The following is a 21,701-nucleotide window of genomic DNA, read 5'->3' on the forward strand; positions in this document are numbered from 1 at the left end:
ATGTTGGAAGTGGATCAGCGGCGGGTTTCGATCTTCATGTCACCTGAGGTCACCGTGCGGATGTGGTCGCTGGCGAGCAGTCCGTGCGGATTGCCGAGGTCGATGGCGCTGACCTCGTCGAGGCGGGCCAGCTGGGAAGGCGTGAGGTCGACCTGCAGTGCACCCAGGTTGTCCTCGAGCTGCGCGATGGTGCGGGCGCCGATGATGGGTGCCGCCACGCCCGGGGCGTTCAGGGTCCAGGCCAGTGCGACCTGGGCGGGTGTGTGGCCCAGCTCTGTGGCCACCTCCTTCGCCACATCGGCGATGGCGAGGGTGCGTTCGGTGACCATGCCCAGGGCGGCGTTGAGGCTCTTGCGGCTGCTGGCGGTTTCGCCGGCGACGGCGTCCGCCGGGTTTAGATCGTCCCGGCCGTACTTGCCGGTGAGCACCCCGCCGCCCAGCGGGGAGAAGGGGACCACGCCCAGTCCCATCTCGCGTGCCATGGGGATCAGGTCACGTTCCCCAGCACGCTCGATCAGGCTGTACTCGATCTCCAGGGCGACCAGCGGTGACCAGCCGCGCAGGTCGGCGAGCGACTGCATGCGCGACACCTGCCAGGCCGGTGCGCTGGAGACCGCCACGTACAGGGCCTTGCCCTGCCGTACCAGGTCGTCCAGGCCGCGAAGGATCTCCTCCACCGGCGTCCTGAAGTCCCAGACGTTCAGATAGAGCAGATCGATGTAGTCCGTGCCGAGCTGCCGAAGACTGGCTTCCACCGATGCCAGCATGCTCTTGCGGTGCGTGCCACCGGAATTGGGGTCACCGGGCCGGCGCAGCGTCGAGTACTTCGTCGCGAGTACCAGACGCTCGCGATCACCACGGGCGAACTCGCCCAGCAGTCGCTCGGAGCTGCCGTTGGTGTAGGTGCTGGCGGTGTCGAAGAAGTTTCCGCCGAGTTCGGTGTAGCGGTCGAACAGCTTGCGCGCCTCCTCGCGCTCGGCGCCCCAGCCCCACTCGGTGCCGAAGGTCGCCGCGCCCAGAGCCAGCGGGGAGACCCGCAGTCCGGAACGACCCAGCAGCCGGTAGGTGTCGAGAGTGAGTGGCATCGTGTTCTCCTGGGGTTGTGGTTCTTGGTGTTCGAGAGCGCGGATCGGTGGTCGGCTCGCCCGAGTTTCAGACGCCGAGCCCGTAGCCGCCGGCCACGGCGATGTCCTGTCCGGTGACGTAACTGGCGGCGTCCGAGGCGAGGAAGGCGACGACTTCCGCGATCTCCTGGCTGGATCCGAAGCGCTCGAACGGGATCTTCGTGCGCAAGAAGTCCCGGCCGCTCTGGGGGACTCCCAGCTTGTCGAACAGGGGGGTCTCGGTCGCCCCGGGGCTCACGGCATTGACGCGGATTCTGCGCGGAGCCAGTTCGATCGCGAGCGAGGGCAGCATCGCCAGCAGGGCGCCGCGCGTCGCTGCCCCCAGCGTGGCGCCAGGGATGCCGCGACGGGATCCGACGCCCACGGTGAAGACGATCGACCCGCCGTCGTTCATGAGCGGAAGGGCCTTCTGGAGAGTGAAGTACTGGCCCTTGAAGTTGACGTCGACCTGCTCGTCGAACGACTCCTCCGTCACGTCGGCAACCGGTGCGGGGTGGAAGATCCCCGCGTTGAGGAACAGCAGGTCGTTAACCCGAAACGTTCGGCCACCGTCGCCAAGAGAACGTCGGTGTCGGCCAGAGCGCGCAGGTCGGACTGGACGACCAGTACGTCGTCGGGAAGCTCGAGCCTTGCCCGCGCGAGGGAATCGGGGTTCTGTCCGGTGACAGCGACCTGGTAGCCGCGGGCGTGCAGTAGTTCGGCGGTGGCTCTGCCGATTCCGGTCGTGCCGCCGGTGATGAGCGCTACGGGCATGGCGGGCCTTTCGTGGAGCGGACAGGGTCGGACGCCAATCAGTAAGCGGGGAGGTCCCCGCTTGCGTCACCGTACACTAACCGGAGACATCCCCGATTCGTCTCCGCACCGCAACCCGCCACTCCCGATTGCGAAGGCCATGACATCTCCACGAAGGACCCTGCGCGCCGATGCCCAGCGCAACCGAGATCACCTGATCGCCACGGCTGCTGAGGCTTTCGCCTCCGGACAGGCGATCTCGCTGGACGCGATCGCCAAACGCGCGGGCGTGGGAAGCGGCACCCTTTACCGGCACTTCCCCACCCGAGAGGACCTGGTCGAAGAGATCTACCGCGACCAGATCCGCCCTCTGCGCGAGGACGCGCGAGCCCTCCTGGCTACCGAGCGGCCTGCACAGGCTCTCCACACCTGGATGCGCCACTTCGCCGAGTGGGCAGGCGAGCGGCGCGGCATCTGCGACGCCCTGGTCGCCATGAGCGCCTCCGGACGCTTCGGCACCGGACCGGTCTGCGATGAGGTCCAGCAAATCCTGGGCATGGTGCTCGCGACCGGCTCCGAGGCAGGAGAACTACGCAGCGACATCGATCCGGTCGACGTCGGCAGCGTCCTCGCTGGCGTGCTCTCCGTGGCCGGCGCACCCGAACAGCGTGCCCAACTCGACCGCATGCTCACCATCGTCGTCGACGGGCTAAGGCCGCGTCGCTGACCTCGAGTGCGCAGTGTCGTCACGGTGATGACCGCGGGCCGCTGCCGGTGCCGGTGAAGCAACCGTCGAAGACGTCGTCTCATTTGGTGAGGCGGCGGCAGCAGATCTAGGCGGAGGCAATGCTGGCGGAGGCCAGGAAGTGGACGGCCGGCCGCTCGTATGGAACGAGGCCCCAGGCCCGCGCCGACATGGGGCCTCACCACGCAACGAGGCGGGGCCGGCGCAGGTCAAGTGGCGCGCGCCGGTCACACTCGCCCCACACATTTCACCTGGTCAAGCAAGTGGGCAACCTGATCACGCCTAGGCCGTGTTTTAGGTTCTGATTCCTGTGCGCGCCCTGCACGGTGATGATCAAGATGTGGGGCGAGGGGATCTTTCTGATGAGCAGTGGTCGGTGCTGGAGTCGTTGCTGCCTGCGGTGGGCATAAGTCGCAGGTGGCCTGGCTGTCGGCGGCTGGTAAACGGTGTGCGGTGGCGGGTTCGGACCGGAGTTCCTTGGCGGGATCTGCCGTTCGAGTACGGACCGTGGCAGACGGTGTATGGACTGTTCCGGAGATGGCAGCGTCGGGGTGTGTGGGCCCGGCTGTTGACGTTGTTGCAGGCGAGGGCTGATGCGGCCGGGCTGATCTTCTGGGAGGTCAACGTCGACTCCATCATCTGCCGGGCACAACAGCATGCTGCCGGTGCCCGCCGGCGCGGTGCTGTGCAGAAGGAACCGCCGGGCGGAGTGAGCGCCGAACCTGAAGACCATGGACTGGGCAGGTCGCGAGGCGGGTTCACCACGAAGATTCATCTGGCGTGTGAGCACGGACAGAAGCCGTTGTCGCTGCTGATCACCGCCGGGCAGCGCGGGACAGTCCGCAGTTCGAGCCGGTCCTGAACGCGATCGGTGTGCCCCGGCTTGGTGTCGGCCGGCCGAGAAGCCGCCCGCTGCGGGTGCGAGGCGATAAGGCGTACTCTTCACGCGCGAATCGCGCCTACCTGCGCAGACGTGGCATCAGGTGCACGATTCCTGAGCCGGTCGGTCAGGTCCGCAACCGCAGGCGTCGCGGCCGTGGCGGTTGGCCGTCCGCCCGTCTTCGACCGCGAGGACTACAAGGCCCGGCATGCGGTCGAATGCGGGATCAGCCGTCTCAAGCAGCACCGGGCCGTGGCGACCCGGTTCGACAAACTTGCGGTTCGGTTCGAGGCGACGGTTCAGGTCGCGGCGATTTATCAGTAGCTGTGAACCCTCAGTCTGCCGTCGTGCGGATGCCCCAGCAGGAAAGGACGGGCCTGCGGTCATTACGGAGGAACAGCGCGTTCCCTGGCATTGGCGCGGGGCGGTGTGTATGGGGTTGCACCTTCCGTAGCGGCATGTGGTCCGGTGGACTTACGTCCCGGTCCCTTGAGGAAAGGTCCTTGCTCATGCATTCGCCGTTCATGCCACCTCGCCAGGTCAAGATCGGTGACGCGGCGGCCTTCGCCGGCACCACGCCGCGGGCGATTCGCCATTACCACGAGATCAGCCTGCTTCCCGAGCCTGAGCGGGGCGGCGATGACCGCCGCCGCTACGGGTACGAGGACATGATCCGCCTGCTGTGGATTCGCAAGATGGCCGACGCCGGGATCGCCCTGGACGACATCCGTGACGCCTTTACCACCGGCACGGCTTCCGCCGGTGCGGACAGCGGAGACGGTATCGCGGGCATCCTGGAGCGGCTGGAGGAAACCCTCGCCGAGCAGGAGGCGGAATTGCGGCGGCAGCGGACCGCCGTGCAGCGGATGCGCACCGAAGGCAGCCGGATGGGCCTGCTCTCCGACTTCGTCACCGAACGCCTCAAGAGCCTGCCTGAGGGCTCCCTGCGTCAGGCGGACCTGGACAGTCTGCTGGTCACTGAGCGGATCTTCGGCCCGCTCGGCGCGGCCATCCAGGCCACCCGCTTCGTCGTCCTGGCCACGCATCCCACTCTGCGGGAGGATTCCGACCGCATCGATGACGCCGAAGAGGCACTCGATGACAGCGTCGCCGTCGATGATCCACGGGTGGCTCAAGTGGCCGTCGCGCGGCACGCCTTCGAAAGCGCCCTGCAGGCCGTCATCGAGGAGTCCGGCCTAGGGAAAGACGACGATGCCCTCTTCGACGCCTGGGACACTTTGCACCCTGCTACCGCCGATGACGGCGAGGACGAGGCCGACCTCAGCTCTGGCAGGCGGGAGGCTGACTCCATGAGCGTGCTCGAAGCCACCGGCAAGATGCCCTACGACTTCTCCCCAGCCCGCCTGCGCTGTATGGAACTGGCCGAAGAACTATCCGCCCAAGAGCCACCCGCTACCTAAAACACGGCCTAGACGGGTACGCAGGTGAGGGCCGCTACGAGAACGGCGATCCTGCTTCGGCGGAGATCGCTCTGCGGGTTGCCTCTCACTTCCGGGCCCAGCACGGGATCACTGTGGAGTGCTTCTTCACGGAGGCGCAGCAGAAGTCGTTCGATCGGCTACATCAGGTCGTCGAGCAGTATCGGGCCAGCGGTGTGCTGGCGCATGGGTGTGCCGCTGAGTTTCGAGAACGCGTGTCGGTCAGCGCCGTGAACGCCTCGGGTTGCCGGGTACGAGTGTCGGTGAGTTTTGGCAACACCGGGGGGCTTGCGGTGGGAGCATGGGCATGCTCCGTGCTGCGAGGAGGCGTCGATGGCGCCGAAGTCCAAGGTCGAGCTGTACGCGGCGATCCGCAGGGACTGCCGTGCCGGGATGTCGAAGCGTGCCGTGATGCGCAAGTACGGCGTCGGCCACCCGACGGTGCAGAACGCTTTGGAGTCGGCCTGGCCCCGGCCGCGCAAGAAGCTGCCGCCGCGGCCGACCCGCCTGGACCCGTACAAACCGGTGATCGACCAGATGCTGCGGGCCGATTTGGACGCCCCGCGCAAGCAGCGGCATACCGCGAAGCGTGTCTTCGACCGGCTGCTTGAGGAGCGTCAGGCCCACGGCGTCTCCTACGGCATGGTCCGCGATTACGTCGCAGTGCGCCGGGGCGAGATCCGCGCGATGGCCGGCCGTGGTCCCGTCGAGGCGTTCGTACCGCAGTCGCACCGCCCAGGTGTCGAAGCGGAGGTCGATTTCGGGGATGTGACGGTGCGTCTGGCCGGGCAGATGGTGACCTGTTACCTGTTCAGCTTCCGCCTGTCGTATTCGGGCAAGGCAGTGCACCGGATCTTCGCGTCCGGCGGACAGGAGGCGTTCTTCGAGGGCCACGTGCACGCCCTCAGAGTCCTGGGCGGGGCGCCGACCGGCAAGGTCCGCTACGACAACTTGAAGGCCGCGGTCTCCAAGGTGATCGGTTTCGCCCGGGAAAGACGGGAGATCGAGCGGTGGCTCGCCTTCCGCGAGCACTACGGCCTGGACAGTTTCTACTGCCGTCCCGGCCTGGCCGGCGCCCACGAGAAGGGCGGAGTGGAAGGGGATGTCGGCTACTTCCGCCGCAACCACCTCGTGCCGGTGCCGGAGGTGGACTCGTTAGCGGAGCTGAACCTGCTCGTCGAGCAATGGGACGAGCATGACGATGCCCGCCGTATTCGGATGCGGCCCCGCACCGTGGGCGAGTACTTCGCCGTCGAACAGCCCCTTCTGAAGGCGCTGCCGGACGAGCCATTCGACACCAGCCGCACCTTCGCCCTGCGGGTGGACCGGCACAGCCGAATCTCGGTCCGCACCAACTGCTACTCGGTGCCGGTCCGCTTCATCGGCCGCCGGGTGCGGGCCGTGCTGCACGCCAACGAGCTGGGCGTCTACGACGGCAGCACAGAGATAGCCCGGCACGAGCGGCTGATCGCCAAGGGCGGAGAACGACTGGTGCTGGACCGTTTCCAGTGAATCGGAGGGGTGTGACAACGGCGCTTGCCAGCTCTCGCTGTTGCCGTGTGCCTGTAGTTCGGTCGCTTCAGTCGCTGTACTCGGCATAGAGCAGCGACTGAACGGCCAGCGACCGGGCGATCCTTCGGTCGCTGGCCGTTCAAGCGGGTAGAGCTGCAGGTCAGCGGCTTCTTCGAGGGTGGAAAGCGACTCAAGCGACTCGGACTCGGCATATATGGGCTTCAGAGAGTGTGTGCGTGTGCGTGATATATGGAGAGCTTCAGTCGCTTCAGTCGCTGTTCAGGCTTCAGGCTCTGCTTGACCTGGCCTTTTGCCGCGATAAGTCGACAGCTACCGAACCAGCGTGGGTCGCTGCGCCTCCCACTCGGTCGCTGGTCGCCCGCTCGCCGGTCGCATCATCGACGCGGTGTCACCGTTGTTCCGCATGTGCTCCACGACCCCACGCGCCCCGTTCGCTAGTCTGTGTCCGTCGTTGAGTCGCTTCGGTCGCTGATAGGGGGTACAGATGCCTGCTGAGCTGCAGTCTTTCCGCAGCGACTCAAGGGATCCTGCTATCCCTGCTTCTTCAGTCGTTCCGCCCCTTGCCCTCGCACAGGCGTGCGCCCGCCGAGGCTGGCCCGTCCACCCCCTCGCCCCAGGCCGTAAGACACCAGCTGCGAACTGCAGCGACTGCCGTGCCAGCTCCCATGCACCGGCCAACTGCCCCTGCGTCCGCGCAGGCCGCTGGTGTCACAGCTTCCACGCGGCCACCCTGAACCAGGACCGCATCCAGCAGTGGTGGGGGCAGCACCCGGAGTTCGGCATCGGCGTCTCCTGCGGCCCGGCCGGGCTGGTGGTCATCGACATCGACGCCCACGGCACCGAACCCCCGGCGCGCGACAGGATCCCGCCCGGCATTCCCATCGGTGACCAGGTCGACCTCGCAGGCCTCGCCAACGGATTCCACACACTCGCCGTCCTCGCCGCCCTTCGAGGCCAGCAGAGCCCGGCCGATGACACCACGACCCTGCGCGTGCGCACGCCCTCCGGGGGCCTGCACGTGTGGGGCCGATTCTCTGCATGAGCACTACTTGTCACTTCGCCGTAGCTTCGGGAGGGCAGGGCCTACTCGGGCCCGGCTCCGGTGTCCACACGTTCAGATTGAGGCAGTCGTCGCCCGGCACCACCGGGTCGGACAGGTACTGCGCGAAGGCGTCCGAGTACGCCGGTTTGGGCGGCGTCGGCCCGAATGCGCCGGCGTCCCGGACCCCGTCCCAGGGTGCGGGCGGCTCCGGGGGCCGGACCCGGCGGCGTCCGAAGGGCGGGGCCGCGTAGGGGACGCCCCGGAAGACCACCACGCCGTCCTCGTATCGGCCGCGTACTGCCCCATGGGGGGTCCGGACCACCGGGTCCGCTGCTGCCGTCATCCGCCCACCAGCCTCCCGTGCCGCCTCCTGCACGTGCCCGCACGGCGCGCCCGTGCACCGTGCACATCAGAGCACCACAAAGGGCCCCTATTCCGGCAGCTTGGGTTCTAACGGTCATCGCAACACCCGACCTCCGGGGACACGATGGCCTTCGAGATCCGCAATCGCCGCTTGTCACAGGGACGCAAGAAGCTGGTCCGTGAGCGGGAGGAATACTTCCGGCTCATGGATCAAGGGGTAAGCAGCCGCGAGGCATGCCGGATCGTCGGCATCAACCGGCGTACCGCCAAGCGGTGGCGCAACGGCAGGACGGACACAAAGAAGAGACCCGCTCAGTCCGCAAACAGAATGCGGGCCGAGCGGGTTCCTTCTGCCTCCCGGCATCTGACGCTGGAAGAGCGTCTCTACATCGCCGACCAGGTCTGGGCGAAAGTACCCGTGCGGAGGATTGCTGCGGACATGGGACCGCAGTCCGTCCACGATCAGCCGGAAGATACGCCGCAACCGCCACCCCGCCAACGGCCAGTTACGGTCCGTGTCCGGTCGCGGGCGGGGAAGCGTGCGAAGAGAGGCCGGCACCCGGCGGCCGACTCTCCCGGTCGACTCGGGAGAGACGGCCTCAGCTCCCCGACTGTGATCTTGCGGTCCATGCCTCGAACAACGCGCAGGCAAGCCAGTGACCGCTGACGAAAGCCATGTGGTGCGCGGATACTCCGCTGCCTCCCCCCGACTTGCGCTGCGGGTCAGCGCCATGAGCCAGCAGCAGTGCGGTGGCATCCACGTGCAGCGGCTTGCCGGTCTGCGTATGGCTGTCGATCTCCGCGTCGACCGCGGCATGCAGGAGGGTCAGCCCGTCGTGCTCCTCATGCACATCGGCCCCCGCCAGCAGCAACCGGTGAAGTTCCACGAGATTGCCGAGCTCGACGGCGCTGTGGGTGGGCGACAAGTCACTGTTCACAATCTCATCCCTGATGGACCGATGGCAATGGGCGGCACCCAAGTGTAGGGGCACCGGCCTATTTCGGCCGGTGCCCCTACACTATCTTCTTTCAGCTCGAAGTGGTCACCACGAGTCTTACGTTGGGGAAGTCCGATCGGAACTGAGAGATGACGCCGTCGCATGAACCGCAAACCGGGAAGTCGGAGTGCAGTCGGACGGTGCCGGCCACGGAGTCCGAAGCCGGCCCCAACCTGTTCGCTCGGTAGTTCAGCATTTTGAACTCGGTATCGTGGAATCGGTTGTTGTCCGCGCCCGCAGGCCACCGTTTCGGAACGTAACGTTGCGGATTCCCATGCGATCCCACAGTCGGAACCATTCCGTCGCGGCTCTTGGCTCCACTGACAGCAGCAAGGGCCATCGGATCGATTCCCTCGATGTCCACTGTCGCTCCGGCTATATTAGTGTCTCCCTTGAATCTGCCGGTCTTGCGCAGTTCCTCGACGATATTTGCCGGGTCGATCTTCCTGATGTTGTCGGCGGAATTCCAGGCGGCAGCCACTCGATCGAACTGCTTGCCCAGCTTTCCGAAATCGCCGAACGGAAGGAGCCCTGCGATGCCGAGGCCGACGCCGATTCCATCACCCTCGTCGTAAGAACGACTGACATCGTAGGCATCGCAGCCGAGACCAGCTACCGGAATCCAACTGCAGGCCGCAAGCACTACTTCCTGGAAAACGGAAGTGGGGGCTGCGTACGTCCCGCCGTAGGGTCCGGGCACGGGAGCAGGCCCTGGGCTTGGTGCTGGTGCCGGTGCGGCGCTGCTGGTGGTGGCGGTTCCGCCGCCGCCGCCTCCGCCGCCTCCGCCGCCCAGTCCATGGCCAGACCCGCTGGGAGACGGATTGACATTGGTCGGGTAGGCGGGGTCCACCGCGTCTTTGCCGACCTTGCCCGGCCGGCAGCGTCCGTTCCCCACCGGGTCATCGCACAGACCGGTCGGGTCGCTGCTCGTGGCGGGATGCTGGTTGGCGTAGGCATATCCGTTCAGGGACTGGTGCTCTTCCAGGGTGAGCAGCGGGTCGACACTGATGAACTGGCCGATCGAAGGGTCGTACTCACGAGCGCCGATGTGGGTCAGACCGGTTGCGTCGTCGACCGGCTTGCCCAGGAAAGCCTTATCGTCGGGCCAGGCGCTTGGCTTGGTGCCGCGGGTGGCCCCGAATGGCGTGGTGTAACGCTTCGTGACTGCGTACGTACTGGCGTCCAGGACAACGCTGGAAGTGCCGTGGTGGTCGGCGGCCAGGAAGCTGAGTTTTGTGCCCGTCGTACCCGGCACCGCTTTGCGTACGGCGATGGTCTGGCCGTTGGCCGTGTAGTAGCGGGTTCCGGTCAGCGTCTTCGTTGTGCCCTTGACTGTCAGGCGGACCTCGTTGCCGCCACCCAGGTAGAGCACGGTGTCGCCGTCGCCTTGAGCGCGCCGGACGAGCAGTTCACCGGACGCGTCGTAGAGATAGGAGGTCTCCTTCGTGCTCTCGACGAGCTTGGCCAGTTTGCCTTCGGAATTCCAGGCCAGCGTCTGCTGCGCCGTGGGGCCGGGACGGGAGGTCGTGTTGCCGTTGCCGTTGCCGTCGTAGGAGTAGCTGCTGGGGCGGGCGCCGGTGGTGACGTCCAGCGTGTGGGGTTTACCGTCCTTTGTCGTGTCGTCGTAGGTGTAGTGGGTGGTTTGGTCGCCGGCTGAGGTGTGCTTGGTCTCGGTCTTGCGCTGCCCCGCAGCGCTGTAGGTGTACGAGGTCCAGTAAGGGGCGGACCCATCGATGTTGGGCGTCGCCCGCCCCGTTGCCGCACAGTCCGCAGTCTTCGGCGTCCAGGACTCGGTCATGCGGCTGTAGCCGTCGTAGGCGAAGCACTGGTAGTCGGCCTTGGTGGTGCCGCCCTGGGTGGTGGCGTCGAAGATCGAGGTGACGTTCCCTGCGTCGTCCTGGGTGAACTTCAGTTCCTGTGGCATGTAGCCGTGCACGTCGTCGGTGACGTAGGAACGGGTGAGTCGGCGAGTGCCCGGCTCGTAGTCCCAGTTGAGATAGGCCTTCTTCGCCGTACTCGTACCGTCCATGCCCAGGGTCAGCTGACGCAGGTCGCCCTGCGGGGAGAACGCCGCGCCCTGGAGGTAACCGGTGGTGCCGGTCGAACTGATCTGGTGGCCAGTCGAGTCGTACCTGTAGGAGACGGTCTCAGCGGGCAGTCCGGCGATGGCCGGGGAGGCGTACTGGCTGGTCGTGCCGTCCAGGTTGTAGCCGGTGGTGAACGACAGTGTCTTGGGAACGCCCGCCGTCACCAAGGGATCTGTGTCGGGCAGGAGCAGTTGGCTGCCGGTCACCTGGTACATCGCGTCGTACGAGGTGACCTTCTGGGTGTAGGCCTTTCCGGTCAAGCCGCTGTTATAACGGACAGAGCTGTCCGGCTGGCCCTTGGCCAGGGTGTCGAAGGTCCAGGCGGCGAGCTTGTTGGCGTCTGTCTTGGCGACCTGCCACGTGCCTGTCTTGCGGCCGAGGTCGTCGTATTCGTGGAGCAGCTTCTTGTTCGGGTCGTCGTTCGGGGTAGTGCTGACGATCTGGTCCAGGGCGTTGTACTCGGTGGTGCTCTTGCCCTTGTCCGGGTCGGTGGCCGTGACCTGGCGACCGAGCAGATCGTAGGTGTAGGACCACTTGCTCTGGTCGGGGCCTGTGATGGTCTTCTGCTGGCCTGCCGGTGTGTAGGCGTAGCTGGTCGTGGTGTGGTCGGTCCCCGTGGGCTGCGGACCGCCGTACTCGCGACGCTCGGTCAGCTGCCCGAGGGCGTCGGTCACCGTGGCGGTTGCCTGGCCTCCGCTGGGGGCGCTGGTGCTGACCGTGTCACCCGTGTAGGACGTGGTGGTGGTCCAGCGGGTGGTGCCGTGTGCCTTGGTGACTGTCTTGATCGGGCGGTCGGCACCGTCGTAGGTGGTATCCGTCTGGAGCGGGGCCTGACCGGCGGAGGTCTCTACCGGTGTGGACGCCGGGGCTGAGGTGCTGTCCCAGATGTCGGACTGCTGACTGACCGCCAGACCCCGGGTGTCGTAGAGGGCCAGTGAGATGAGACGGCCCCCTTGCGGTGTCGGGGCCTGGGTCTGACGGGTGCGCAGCAGGGAGTCGTAGAAGGTGTAGGTGGTGTTGTAGCCGGAACCGTCGCCCTTCAGGGTGCCGGTGGACACCCAGGACATGGCGGAACCGGTGACGTTGTAGGCATAGACATAGTTCGGTGTCTTGTTCAGGACCTTGAGGCGGTTGGGCAGCCATACCTTAGTCAGACGCCCGAGGCTGTCGTACTCCGTCTCGGTGACCTTGCTGTTGGGGTCAGTCACCTTGAGCGGGGCAGCTGTGGCGAAGTCGACTGCGGTCGTCGTCCTGTACAGCTTGGCGTCCTCTACGGCAGTAGCCGTAAGAGGACCAGTCGCTGCTGGGGTGTAGGTCGTCTTCGACACCTGCAGATCATTGGTGTTCTTGACGATGAGGGGACGGCCGAGTGTGTCGAACGTCGTGGTCGTCTGCTTCTGCCAGATGGGGTTGTTGGCCGCTGTGTACCCCTGGACCCGGCCGGCCCACCGGGGCTCGCCATTGGTCGGGGTCTGGTCCGAGGACCAGGTCGTCGAGTCGTAGGCGACGGCCGTGTCGGAGATGAGGTCACCGGGTCTGCTGGAATCCGCCGGCAGATCCAGAGCGTCACCCGTGATGGCGCAGGGCTTGCTGGTGACACGGGTGCGGGAGACGAGGGAGTTGATGCCGTTAGCGTTGTTGCGGGCGTACCAAGTGCGGGTGCACTTCTCGTCGCCGTCGATCGCGATGTCGCCCTGGTCCTCGACGGTGGCTTTCATGCCGTAGTCGTCGAAGGTCGTTCTCACCGTGCGTACCCGGTCGTAGGGGGTGAGCTTGCTGGTGATGTTGGTGCGGGTGTGGGTGGCACCGATGCGGACGTAGTACGCCTCGGTGTCGGCATACGACTTGTGCTGGGTCGCGGTCCGCTTCGACCACGGGTCGTTGACGGTGCCGGTGACCTCCGTGGTGTCGTTGTACGTGACCGTCTCACGGGTGAAGCCCGCGTACTGGTCGGAGTCGGTGACAGCCGGTGCCTTGATGCCCGTGACCGTCACCGATTTCCGGGCATCTGCGTCGGGGGTCTTGCCGTCAGCGCTCAGAACTCGGTCGCCGTTCATGCCGCGCAGGTAGACCGTGACGGTCTTGCTCCGAGTTCCAGTCGATATGCCGACGAGATGGGTGACCTGCTGGAAGCCGCGCCAGATGGACCAGGTGCGCTCCTTGGCCGGAGTCATCGGGTCCTCGTTGTAGTGCCAGGCCCCGCCGCCGGAGTACTGGTAGGCGTGCTGCACTGCTTCCGAGCCGCCGTGGGGGTCGGTGGTCTGCACTGAACTGACCGGATACTTCTGGAACCAGTCGAGGACGGAATCCTGCTCACCGTTCGGGGACCAGTACACCGGGTAGCAGCGCTTGGTGTTCTCGTCGACCTTGGGCATAGTCTGGCCGCTGACGCAGTCGGCATCCAAGTAAGTGACGATGGTCTGGGCGCCGGTCTCCGATGTGACGGTCTTCAGGCGAGGCTTGTGCAGAGGAAGGATGTTGTCTGTGCCGTCGACGCGGTTGGCGCGCATCTCATGGGTGAACTTGACGGGGTCCAGCGCGAGGTCGGTCCCGCGTTTACCGGTGTGCCTGATCTCGTCCAGCCACAGGGACTGGTCGGTCGAGTCGCCGGTGTCGCCCGGGTCGAGGTAAATCTGCTTGAGATTCCAGACGTCGACCGGATCGAAGCCGGGCGTCGTGGCGGCTGCGTTCCACGCGTGGGTGGTGATGGTGGTCAGGCGCTTGCGGGTGAAGAAGGTCGGACCGGGGTTGCCGGTGCACTTGTCGCCGTCCTTGCAGACGGAGTCGAAGGGTACGTCGGGCCAGTTGTCGCGGGTGTCTTCGGTGAGTGAGTCGCAGCCGGTACCTGAGGCCAAGCAGCGTTCCGCGTAGTCGAAGACCACCTTGTTCGACGCGGCCGGGGACCCGGAGAACAGCGTGTCGGCACGCTGGCCGTAGCGGATCTCCTTCAGGTATCCGCCGCGGACGTAGTCAGTGCCGATGGTGTCGTCACCGAGCTTGTCGTAGTTGTTGTGTTCTGCCGTGTACCAGTAGGACATCGCGTTGCCGTGGGTGTCCTCGACGTAGTCGAGGTTCCACCGCCAGGCCTGGGTCTTGGCACGGCCGGAGAACGAGCTGCCGTCGGCATAGCCGGGTTCGCCTTCGTCATCGCCGAAGACGGGGACGGTCCAAACCGAGTTGGTGCGGTCGTCGGTGCTGGCGCCGGCGAGCTTGTTCAGACCGAAGACGTACTTGGTCCCGTCGCCGGTGATGACGGTCCAGTGCTCGCCGTTGTCATCAGTATTGTCCGCTCCAGTAGAGCGGGTGACGGTGGAGGCGTCGTCGTTCTGCAGACGCCATGCGCCGGTGGTGTCGTCCTTCACCAGTTCCGACGCCTGGCCGTTCAGCACGAGCGAGGCGTTGTCGTACTTCCAGCACAGGTCGAACTTGTCCGCCTGGCCGTCGTCGTCACATGATCCATACGTGCGCTCGATGAACGACGAGGTCAGGTCGAAACCCTCACCGACCTGGCTGCCCTGGTTGTTGGTGACAGCGGTGCGCCCGTCGACAGCGCCAGAGTTGTACGAGAGGGACAGCTTTGGCTGCGGGCCAGCGGCGGCCGGCGGAATGCGCAGCGGGTAGGACCAGGTGAAGGTTCCGGAAGAGCCGCCTGCTTCCCAAGTGGAGGAGGAAGCAAGCGGGGTCGCCTTGTAATCGCCGGCGCCGGACTGTGTCCCGGCCGCCAAGGCCAGCATCATGGGTGAGCCGTTGGCCGGCAGACTCAGGGGAGCCGAGACTCGATTCTCGTCCCGGTCGTTGACCGAATCCAGGGGGATGCGCTTGCGGCAGTCTGCCTTGGCCGTGTCGGTGAGGGAGCAGCCCGGCAGGCGGGTCAGCTGGAGGCGTCCAGCCCAGTCGCCACCATAGGCGGAAGCGAAAGCTGAGTAGTCGACGCCTAGTCTGGTAGCACCTCCGCCTCTCGGCCCCGTCACCTTCAGGGCGACGCCCTTGACGCCGAGCTTGGCCGCCGCCTTCTGGCTGAGGACCTCAACGGTGACGGACGCAGGTGCCTTGCCCTTGCCCGGCGCAGCAATGGTGACGGGAAGGGAGCCGGGGGTGGCTTCGGTGATGCCTTTCGAGCGGGTAGTCAGTGATGCCTTGCCGGCGTGAGGCCAAGTAGCTTGCTTCTGCTGGTCACGGCGTGCGCGGACGGCTGCAGTGCGGTCCGCTGCGGCGGACTTTTCCACTACGGCAGCAGCCTTCTGGTTCACCTTGACGGTGAGAGGGTTGACCTTGGCCGAGCGGGGCTTATCAAGGTGAGGGGCCCCCAGCGGGTCGGGCTCCGCGGCGAACGCCACGGGGGTGAGGAGGCCGGTGAGTAGAGCGAGCCCAGTGGCTGCAGCGAGGCGGCGGGACCAGCGACTGGTTCTGCTTCCCCGCCCCTGGCCGGAGGGGGGTATGCCGAAGGGATGCATGTGTCTTCTTCCTGTGCGGCGCCAGGCAACAGCGCCGGACGCGTGCCGGTGAGACAGAGGAGAGAAATGGCCAACGCGTACCTGTCGGTGCTGGGCGGGTGTACGCGGGCCGCCCAGCACCGGCTTGGGTGCGAAATGTCAGATGTCGGCGGGCAGGATCTGGGAGCGAACCTGGTCGGCCGTCATGGCTCCGGTCCAGATCCGCAGATCCTGCAGGCGTCCGGGCAGGTAGTTGCCAGTGCTGCCTGCATTGGTTCCTCGGCCCAGGCTCAGCTCGCCACTGCCCTGCTGGGGGACCGTGAACCCGGCTGTCCCGTCGGACACCTGATCAGCCGCGCCGACGTACAAATGGAGCTTGCCGTAGCGGACCTCGGTTGTTCCATCGGACGGGTCGGTCCACTCCACGGTCTCTTGTGCGTCGAACGTGCCCGTGATCTGTACCTGCGTATCGGTCTCGGCCACGTCGGCGGCCGGCGCCTCGGCGCTCTGGGTGACCCTGCCGTCCGCGCCCACCGCTGTGCGGGTGAACTTCCACTGATAGACGCCGTCCGCGAGCTTCACCGCCCATAGAGACCAGGAGGATTGCCCGCCCAGGCGCTGGGCGGCCACCTGTGCCTTGTAGCCGACCGGCTTGGAGGCGAGGGCTGCGGAGTTCAGCGAGACGCTCGCCGACACTGTGAAGGAGCCGGTTTCGTCGACGGCCGGCCCGGTCGTGGCGGCGTGTCCGGACGTTCCGTCGAGGACCAGCGTGTTGTCTTCCGGGTTCAGTGTGGCACCGGTGCCAGACAGGACCATCGCGGATGGCGGGTAGGGCGTGGCTTCACCGATCTGGGTACCCGTGGCCGTGGTGGCGTCCCAGTGGGCGACCAATTCATTGGCTGGCACACCGTCCTGCTCGAGGCTGGCTTCCTCGACCAGCTCGGACGGTTGCAGGGAACGCTGCCAGACGGCCACTTCGTCGAGCAGACCGAAGTAGTAGTCGCCGTAGGTACCGCTCGCCTTGGCTCGGCCGAATTGCAGCCCCCCTGTCGCGGTCCACGGCGTGTACGTGGACGCCGTCTTGGACAGGTTCACGGGCTGGCCTTGGGGTCGGCCGTTGATGAACAGTTGGATGGTGTCGTTGGCGGGGTCGGTGTCGGGGAGATTGTCGTCGCCTTCCGTCTTGAAGACGCCCGCCACGTGTGTCCACACGTTCAGCGGCGGGTTCTCCTGGTCTGCCTGCGCCCGGATGTACACCGGGCTGGCCTCATCCTTGTCCGTGCGGTTGAACACCCACTTCTTGTAGGCGGCGGAGTAGTACAGGGCGAAGGAACTGCCGTGTGCGCCGGGCGCGGACAGCACCACCCGGTTGGCTGAGGCACTGGTCAACTGCACCCAGGCCGAGACGGTGAAGGAATCCCGTGTGTTGACTGCAGGAGCGGACGTGGCGGCGTAGCCGGTCTGCTGAGCCGGGTCGGTGGTGTCGTCGTTCAACCGCAGCGAATAGTCCGCCTCACCACGCCGGGCCCTGGTCGACCAGCCGGTCCCTGCCTCCCCCACCAGGGTCGCGTCGTGGCGGGTCCCCACCGTGGCGGTGTCCTTGGCGGTCATGGTTCCAGAGCCAGGTACGCCGTCCAGGTGCCAGCGGCCCACCTCGCCCTGGGCGGGAGCAACCTTGAACACAAATTCCTGGTATGCCCCCCAACGGTTATAGACGTCCTTGGCCCGGACCGACAGGACTTGGGTGCCCGAGAGTGGTGGGGTCACGCTTGAGACCGTGACCTTGAGGCTGCCTGCGACCGGCTTGGCCGCCGTGGACAGCAGTTTCCACTCGTAGGCTGTTACGTCGGTGGCGCCGTTGGACTTGATGTCAGCGGTGTTCGGCTGGAAGGTGAAGGATCCGGGTACTCCCGGCCCTCCCCGGCCTTCACACAGGGTCGCTGTGCACTCGGTGTACGGCGAACCGGCAGTGATGCGGGGCGCCTTGGGCGCGGACGAGTCGATCTTGAAGTAGCACCATGAGCTGTAAGAGGAGAACAAGTCACCGGTTTTGCCCGCATAGGACCAGTGAGACTGGGTTCGCGCCTTGTAGCGGTAGAGACCGCCATCGGCGCGCTCGCTCATACGTAGCTTTTCCAGTGTGCCGTCCGGGTGCCAGCCCGTGTCCGGCATGTGGCCACTCCACACCTGATGCCAGGCCGCGTCGTCTCCGCGCTCCACGACGTACTCGGCTTGCAGAGATCCTTCCTCCGCACCCTTGTTTGACTCGACCTGCGTCTGGACGCGGGCCTGCGCGATCGGGTCCTTGCGGGTGACGACCAGCGGGTCACTCGAAGACTTCTTGCAGTAGGCGGTGCTGCCGTCGCCCGGGATGATGCCGACGTCGGTGGGCATGCCGGGCTTGTAAGCGAAGGTGACCTGAAGTTCGGCGTTGTCATCAAACCGCTTCCAGGCGCGCGGCTCGCTCTCGTCCTTGGCCCGCAGCATCAGTGTCAGGCGGCTGATCTTGCCGTCGGCGAACGAGCGGACGGTGTTCTTCAGATTTTCGTCCGCCTCGTCGGGGTTGTCGTTGAACTCGATCCAGGCGTCGGGCTGATCGGGCGTGCAGAGGCCGCCGCGGCCGGCGGAGACGTACCGGTCACCCATTTGGTCCAGCTGTTTCGGGCCCGGCCACCGGGTGCCCTCGGAGATGTTGTCGGTGCGCTCCAGGTCCACCCAGTAGGGATTGCAGTTGTACGACCAAGTTTCGCGGGCCCGGAAGGTGGCGTCCAACACGTACTTGCCCGCGAGCTTCGTCGGCGCGAACTCGAAGTACATGCGGTCGATGTAGCCAGCGCCGCATGAATAACCGTCAGCAGTACCGCACTTGCCGACGCCCTTGTCGCCGTCGAACATCCAGAACTTGTCACCATCGGATGAGATCTTCGTACGCTCCTGGGCGCCCAGGCCGACGGAGGGGTCGATGTAGACCGGGTAGACGGTGTCCTCGCCACGCAACAGGTCAAGGTCGGGGTGGCAGCGACGGTATCGTTCTCCACCTTGACCGGCAGTACCGTGCTGGCATCACCCTCGCCGGGCTGTGAAGGATCGTCCTCCTTGGGCTCCTTCACAGCCGCCTCACTCTCGGCTGCCACGAGCTGGGTCTGCGGTCCGGACTCGGCGTCGTCACCGGCCGAATCCCACATCTGCCCGGCCGGCCCGCGGAAGAGGGCATTGCCGTCCTCGTCAACTGCCCGCAGACCGCCACCGGCCCCCGGAACCACAGCTAGCCCGTCTCCGGTTGCGGTGAGCTTGACCTGCTCGAGCTCGGGGTTGCGGGCGGCCTCGGGCGTCTTCACGACGAGTACCTCGCGGTACCCCTCCGCGGTCGCCGTCAGTTGCAGATCCACCCCGTCCAAAACATTGGGGTACGTGGCTGTTGCACCGTTCAGGGTCGGCTCGGGCAACGCATCGGTCCAGCCAAGGGTGATCGACCGGCCGTCCTTGCTCATCCGAAGCATGTCAGAGCCGGAACCACCGCCGGAGAACGACAGATCGACCACCGCACCCTTGGGGGCGATCCGGCCGTCAGGCCGGCGCTCCAGGACGGGATCAACCGGCCCCCACCCGTCCTTTTGCTGTGGCGAGGTCGTCCTCATCGACGGCACCCTGATCCCCACCGTCCGCCGCACCGGCACCACGAACCGGCCCAACTACTCCGGCAAACACCGCCGTCATGGCCTGCACTTCCTCGCCCTGACCGACGAGAACGGCCGCCTGAGCTGGATCTCCGCGGCCCGTCCCGGCCGCACTCACGACATCACCGCCGCCCGCCGCGACCACATCCTCACTCACCTGCGCGCGGCCGGCCTCGGCGCCCTGGCCGACCTTGGCTTCCTCGGCCTCACCGACGACAGCGACGACCCGGTGATCGTCACCGGCTACGAGGCCACCCGCGCCCGCAAGCTCACCCCCGGCGAGAAGCAGGCCAACCGGGTCCTCGCCGCCGCACGCGCTCCCGTCGAACACGGCTTCGCGCACCTGAAGACCTGGCGCATCCTCACCAAACTCCGCACCGACCCCGCTCGCGCCACCGACCTTTTGCGCGCTCTCCTGGTCCTCTCGAACCTCGAGCTCTCACGCTGACAGATGATCAGTCAAATTCGGCGCGGTACGGCTCCGTCCTGCCAGCGGTAGAGGTCGCGCAGCAGGGAAATCTCGGCGCCGTGATGGATCAGCTCCCTGTTGACGTGCAGGACCCTGTTCTCCATGGGAAACCGCTCGGGACCCACCGTGGGCGGATTGTCCAGGTCAGCGTCCGAGAGCTCGCGGACCCCCGCGTTCCATCTCCCATACATCTCATCGAGCTGTTTTAGCGCATCGTCAGCGGTCCCCGCGTAGGCGAATGCCTGGGACTCGAGGTCCTGGCCGCCGAAGTGCCATCCGACCCGATAGCCCAGGCAGGAGACGATGATGTGCGCCAGCCGCCAGGCAATCGTGGTCACCGGCGCAGGCACCGGGGCAGGGGACGCGAAGTCCATCGTCCATACCCCCGAACCTTCCGACATCGGTGCGGCCGACGTGCCACATGGGCGGATGCTCCAGCAGCCGCGCACCGGCTCCCAGAAGTACTCCTCGTCGGTAAGACCCTCCAGCCGTGGCCGCAGGTTCTTGCTCCAGTACCAGTCCAACTGGTCCGCGAGTCGCTCGCTTCTTGTCATTTCCGCACACTACATACAACGGAAGCCTGGCTGCGCCCCTCGCGGACGCCGTCGCCGGCCGTGGGCCGCGAGACGTACCGCACCAGGAGATGACGCTGGGGCCTGATGTGCCCTTCGGGCCGCGCCGCCGCGAGCGGCTCAGCCTCGACCGATGACATGACGGGTGATCAAGACCGCAGACTCCCGCCCGAGCAGCATGAATATCCCGAGCGAGCGCCACGCCAGAGCTTCCGACCTGCACGTTCGAAGATGGCGAAGACTCCCTGGTTGAACATCGGCGAGGCGCTGAACGTGAAGGTGGGTATGGAAGCCCCCCACGGTGTTGAGCCTGCGCTGAAGCCGTTACCTTCTGCACCTGCACGACTACCCGCATCCGGGGCGTCGGCCCGTCCATCAAGGCTTGGATGGTTGGATGCATTGCGCGGCATCGCGGCGCTCGTCGTGGTGTTCGATCATTCGTCGTACGCCTTCATGGCGGAGTTCCGGCGCGAGTTGATGCCAGAGTTCAACACCAGCCGGTACGGCATCATGGTGTTCTTTCTCGTGAGCGGTTACATCATTCCCGCCTCGCTGGAGCGGCGAGGATGTGTCCGGACCTTCTGGGTCGGACGCATCTTCCGCATCTACCCGTTGTGGGCGGCTGTCGTCACTGCGGTCCTCGCCGCCAACCTGCTCGGGGTTGCGCAGATCCGCGACTTCGACGGACAGAGTGTCGCTGCGGCCATGGCCGCTCACTTCACCCTTTTCCAAGAACTGTTAGGGACGCCCAACCTTCTTCTTGTCCTGTGGACGCTCTCATATGAGATGGCCTTCTACCTGCTGGTCGTCGCTCTCTTTTCGCTCCGCCTTCATCACAAGTCAGCAGCGGTTGCCTTGACCCTGGGCGTACTCGCCGCAGTGAGCGTGACAGCGCTCAGCACTCTGTCCGTGTCCGCCCTCTCTAATGCGATCGGCTCCAACCTGCTGATAGCTGTGACCGCCATCGCCATGGTCGTCGCCATCTGCTGCGCCAGCTCGACGTCAGCCGCCCCGCGCCTGGCCGGCGGTGTGCTCGGCGGGCTGTTGGCCCTCGTGCTGGTGACCTTCAACAGCACAGTTCCCGCGTGGGAGGGGCTGGTGATTCTCGCCGTGATGTTCCTCGGCACCGCCGTCTATCGAGCCGAGCACGGTCAGAGCTCCTGGAAGTCCGTAGCCTGCGCCGCGACCGTGGTGGTGGCCTGCGCTGTAGGTGCTGCCTATCACTATGGTGACGGGGCCAACTTCACACGGCGCGGATGGATAGCGGCGTTTCTCCTGGCCGTGCTCACCTTCGGTGTCGGCCTGGCTGTTCGCCGACGTGTGATACCGCGCTGGCTGACCTGGCTGGGCACGATCAGCTACTCGGTCTACCTGGTCCATCCTGTCCTGCTCGCAGTCACCGACGGAACGATCGGCCGGTGGCGACAGGACGCGCCCTTGCTCGAGTTGGCCTTCTACGCCGTGCTTCTGCCGCTGTCATGGCTGACCTACCGTTGCATCGAGGCTCCAGGGCAAGCGTGGGGCCGACGGGTGGCACGGCGCATTCAGCCGCAACTCCCGCCGGGCTGAGAGCGTGCTTGATCCTTTATGGAAGGCAGGTGGCCCCG

Annotated in this window: 10 protein-coding genes and 5 pseudogenes; 8 read left to right on the top strand and 7 right to left on the bottom strand. The window is 66.1% G+C overall.

Features of this window, described 5'->3' with window-relative positions:
- Window positions 1-14: 14 nt before the first annotated feature.
- Window positions 15-1,085 (bottom strand): aldo/keto reductase, encoded by a 1,071-nt coding sequence (locus tag CEB94_RS39990; RefSeq protein WP_175436773.1) that lies wholly within the window; start codon window positions 1,083-1,085, stop codon window positions 15-17.
- Between the two features lie 67 nt (window positions 1,086-1,152).
- Window positions 1,153-1,877: pseudogene (locus CEB94_RS42415) on the bottom strand (SDR family NAD(P)-dependent oxidoreductase).
- 139 nt (window positions 1,878-2,016) lie between these two features.
- Here CEB94_RS42415 and CEB94_RS40000 point away from each other — a divergent pair.
- From CEB94_RS40000 to CEB94_RS40020, 5 genes and pseudogenes are all read left to right on the top strand, one after another.
- Complete coding sequence (locus CEB94_RS40000) at window positions 2,017-2,583, top strand: TetR/AcrR family transcriptional regulator (protein WP_175436774.1); 567 nt, start codon at window positions 2,017-2,019, stop codon at window positions 2,581-2,583.
- A 358-nt stretch (window positions 2,584-2,941) separates the two neighbouring features.
- Window positions 2,942-3,805: pseudogene (locus CEB94_RS40005) on the top strand (IS5 family transposase).
- A gap of 185 nt (window positions 3,806-3,990) precedes the next feature.
- Window positions 3,991-4,902 (top strand): MerR family transcriptional regulator, encoded by a 912-nt coding sequence (locus tag CEB94_RS40010; RefSeq protein ID WP_175437368.1) that lies wholly within the window; start codon window positions 3,991-3,993, stop codon window positions 4,900-4,902.
- 351 nt (window positions 4,903-5,253) lie between these two features.
- Window positions 5,254-6,432 carry an IS21 family transposase gene (gene istA, locus CEB94_RS40015; protein ID WP_246112092.1) on the top strand — a complete coding sequence of 393 codons (1,179 nt, stop codon included), beginning with the start codon at window positions 5,254-5,256 and terminating at the stop codon, window positions 6,430-6,432.
- A gap of 505 nt (window positions 6,433-6,937) precedes the next feature.
- A pseudogene (locus CEB94_RS40020) lies at window positions 6,938-7,483 on the top strand (bifunctional DNA primase/polymerase); the annotation flags it as partial.
- Between the two features lie 43 nt (window positions 7,484-7,526).
- On the opposite strand, the pseudogene CEB94_RS40025 reads toward CEB94_RS40020, so the two are convergent.
- Window positions 7,527-7,838: pseudogene (locus CEB94_RS40025) on the bottom strand (carboxylesterase family protein); the annotation flags it as partial.
- Between the two features lie 225 nt (window positions 7,839-8,063).
- Between CEB94_RS40025 and CEB94_RS42040 the strand changes: the two are divergent.
- Entirely contained in the window at window positions 8,064-8,525 is a 462-nt protein-coding gene (locus CEB94_RS42040; RefSeq protein WP_342790448.1) for a hypothetical protein, read from the top strand.
- On the opposite strand, the gene CEB94_RS40030 is transcribed toward CEB94_RS42040, so the two are convergent.
- The 3 genes and pseudogenes from CEB94_RS40030 to CEB94_RS40040 form a co-directional block, all read right to left on the bottom strand.
- Window positions 8,458-8,796 (bottom strand): ankyrin repeat domain-containing protein, encoded by a 339-nt coding sequence (locus CEB94_RS40030; RefSeq protein WP_175436776.1) that lies wholly within the window; start codon window positions 8,794-8,796, stop codon window positions 8,458-8,460. The two genes, CEB94_RS42040 and CEB94_RS40030, sit on opposite strands and share 68 nt — an antisense overlap.
- A gap of 91 nt (window positions 8,797-8,887) precedes the next feature.
- Window positions 8,888-15,397 carry an RHS repeat-associated core domain-containing protein gene (locus CEB94_RS40035; RefSeq protein WP_175436777.1) on the bottom strand — a complete coding sequence of 2,170 codons (6,510 nt, stop codon included), beginning with the start codon at window positions 15,395-15,397 and terminating at the stop codon, window positions 8,888-8,890.
- A gap of 138 nt (window positions 15,398-15,535) precedes the next feature.
- Window positions 15,536-18,996: pseudogene (locus CEB94_RS40040) on the bottom strand (laminin G domain-containing protein); the annotation flags it as partial.
- On the opposite strand from CEB94_RS40040, the gene CEB94_RS40045 reads away from it, so the two are divergent.
- Window positions 18,926-19,501 (top strand): transposase family protein, encoded by a 576-nt coding sequence (locus CEB94_RS40045; protein ID WP_246112093.1) that lies wholly within the window; start codon window positions 18,926-18,928, stop codon window positions 19,499-19,501. The pseudogene CEB94_RS40040 and the gene CEB94_RS40045 overlap by 71 nt on opposite strands.
- Window positions 19,502-19,512: 11 nt before the next feature.
- On the opposite strand, the gene CEB94_RS40050 is transcribed toward CEB94_RS40045, so the two are convergent.
- Window positions 19,513-20,076: a DinB family protein gene (locus tag CEB94_RS40050; protein ID WP_175436778.1), complete on the bottom strand. Its 564-nt coding sequence runs from the start codon at window positions 20,074-20,076 to the stop codon at window positions 19,513-19,515.
- A 267-nt stretch (window positions 20,077-20,343) separates the two neighbouring features.
- On the opposite strand from CEB94_RS40050, the gene CEB94_RS40055 reads away from it, so the two are divergent.
- Window positions 20,344-21,663, top strand: a complete 1,320-nt coding sequence (locus tag CEB94_RS40055; protein WP_281292567.1) for an acyltransferase family protein — start codon at window positions 20,344-20,346, stop codon at window positions 21,661-21,663.
- Window positions 21,664-21,701 lie beyond the last annotated feature (38 nt).

This window comes from Streptomyces hawaiiensis (genome assembly GCF_004803895.1).
GTDB lineage: Bacteria > Actinomycetota > Actinomycetes > Streptomycetales > Streptomycetaceae > Streptomyces > Streptomyces hawaiiensis.

Coding starts and splice junctions, on each gene's coding strand:
- CEB94_RS40050 (WP_175436778.1), bottom strand. CDS start 20,076: ATGACAAGAAGCGAGCGACTCGCGGACCAGTTGGACTGGTACTGGAGC.
- CEB94_RS40035 (WP_175436777.1), bottom strand. CDS start 15,397: ATGCATCCCTTCGGCATACCCCCCTCCGGCCAGGGGCGGGGAAGCAGA.
- CEB94_RS39990 (WP_175436773.1), bottom strand. CDS start 1,085: ATGCCACTCACTCTCGACACCTACCGGCTGCTGGGTCGTTCCGGACTG.
- istA (WP_246112092.1), top strand. CDS start 5,254: ATGGCGCCGAAGTCCAAGGTCGAGCTGTACGCGGCGATCCGCAGGGAC.
- CEB94_RS42040 (WP_342790448.1), top strand. CDS start 8,064: ATGGATCAAGGGGTAAGCAGCCGCGAGGCATGCCGGATCGTCGGCATC.
- CEB94_RS40000 (WP_175436774.1), top strand. CDS start 2,017: ATGACATCTCCACGAAGGACCCTGCGCGCCGATGCCCAGCGCAACCGA.
- CEB94_RS40010 (WP_175437368.1), top strand. CDS start 3,991: ATGCATTCGCCGTTCATGCCACCTCGCCAGGTCAAGATCGGTGACGCG.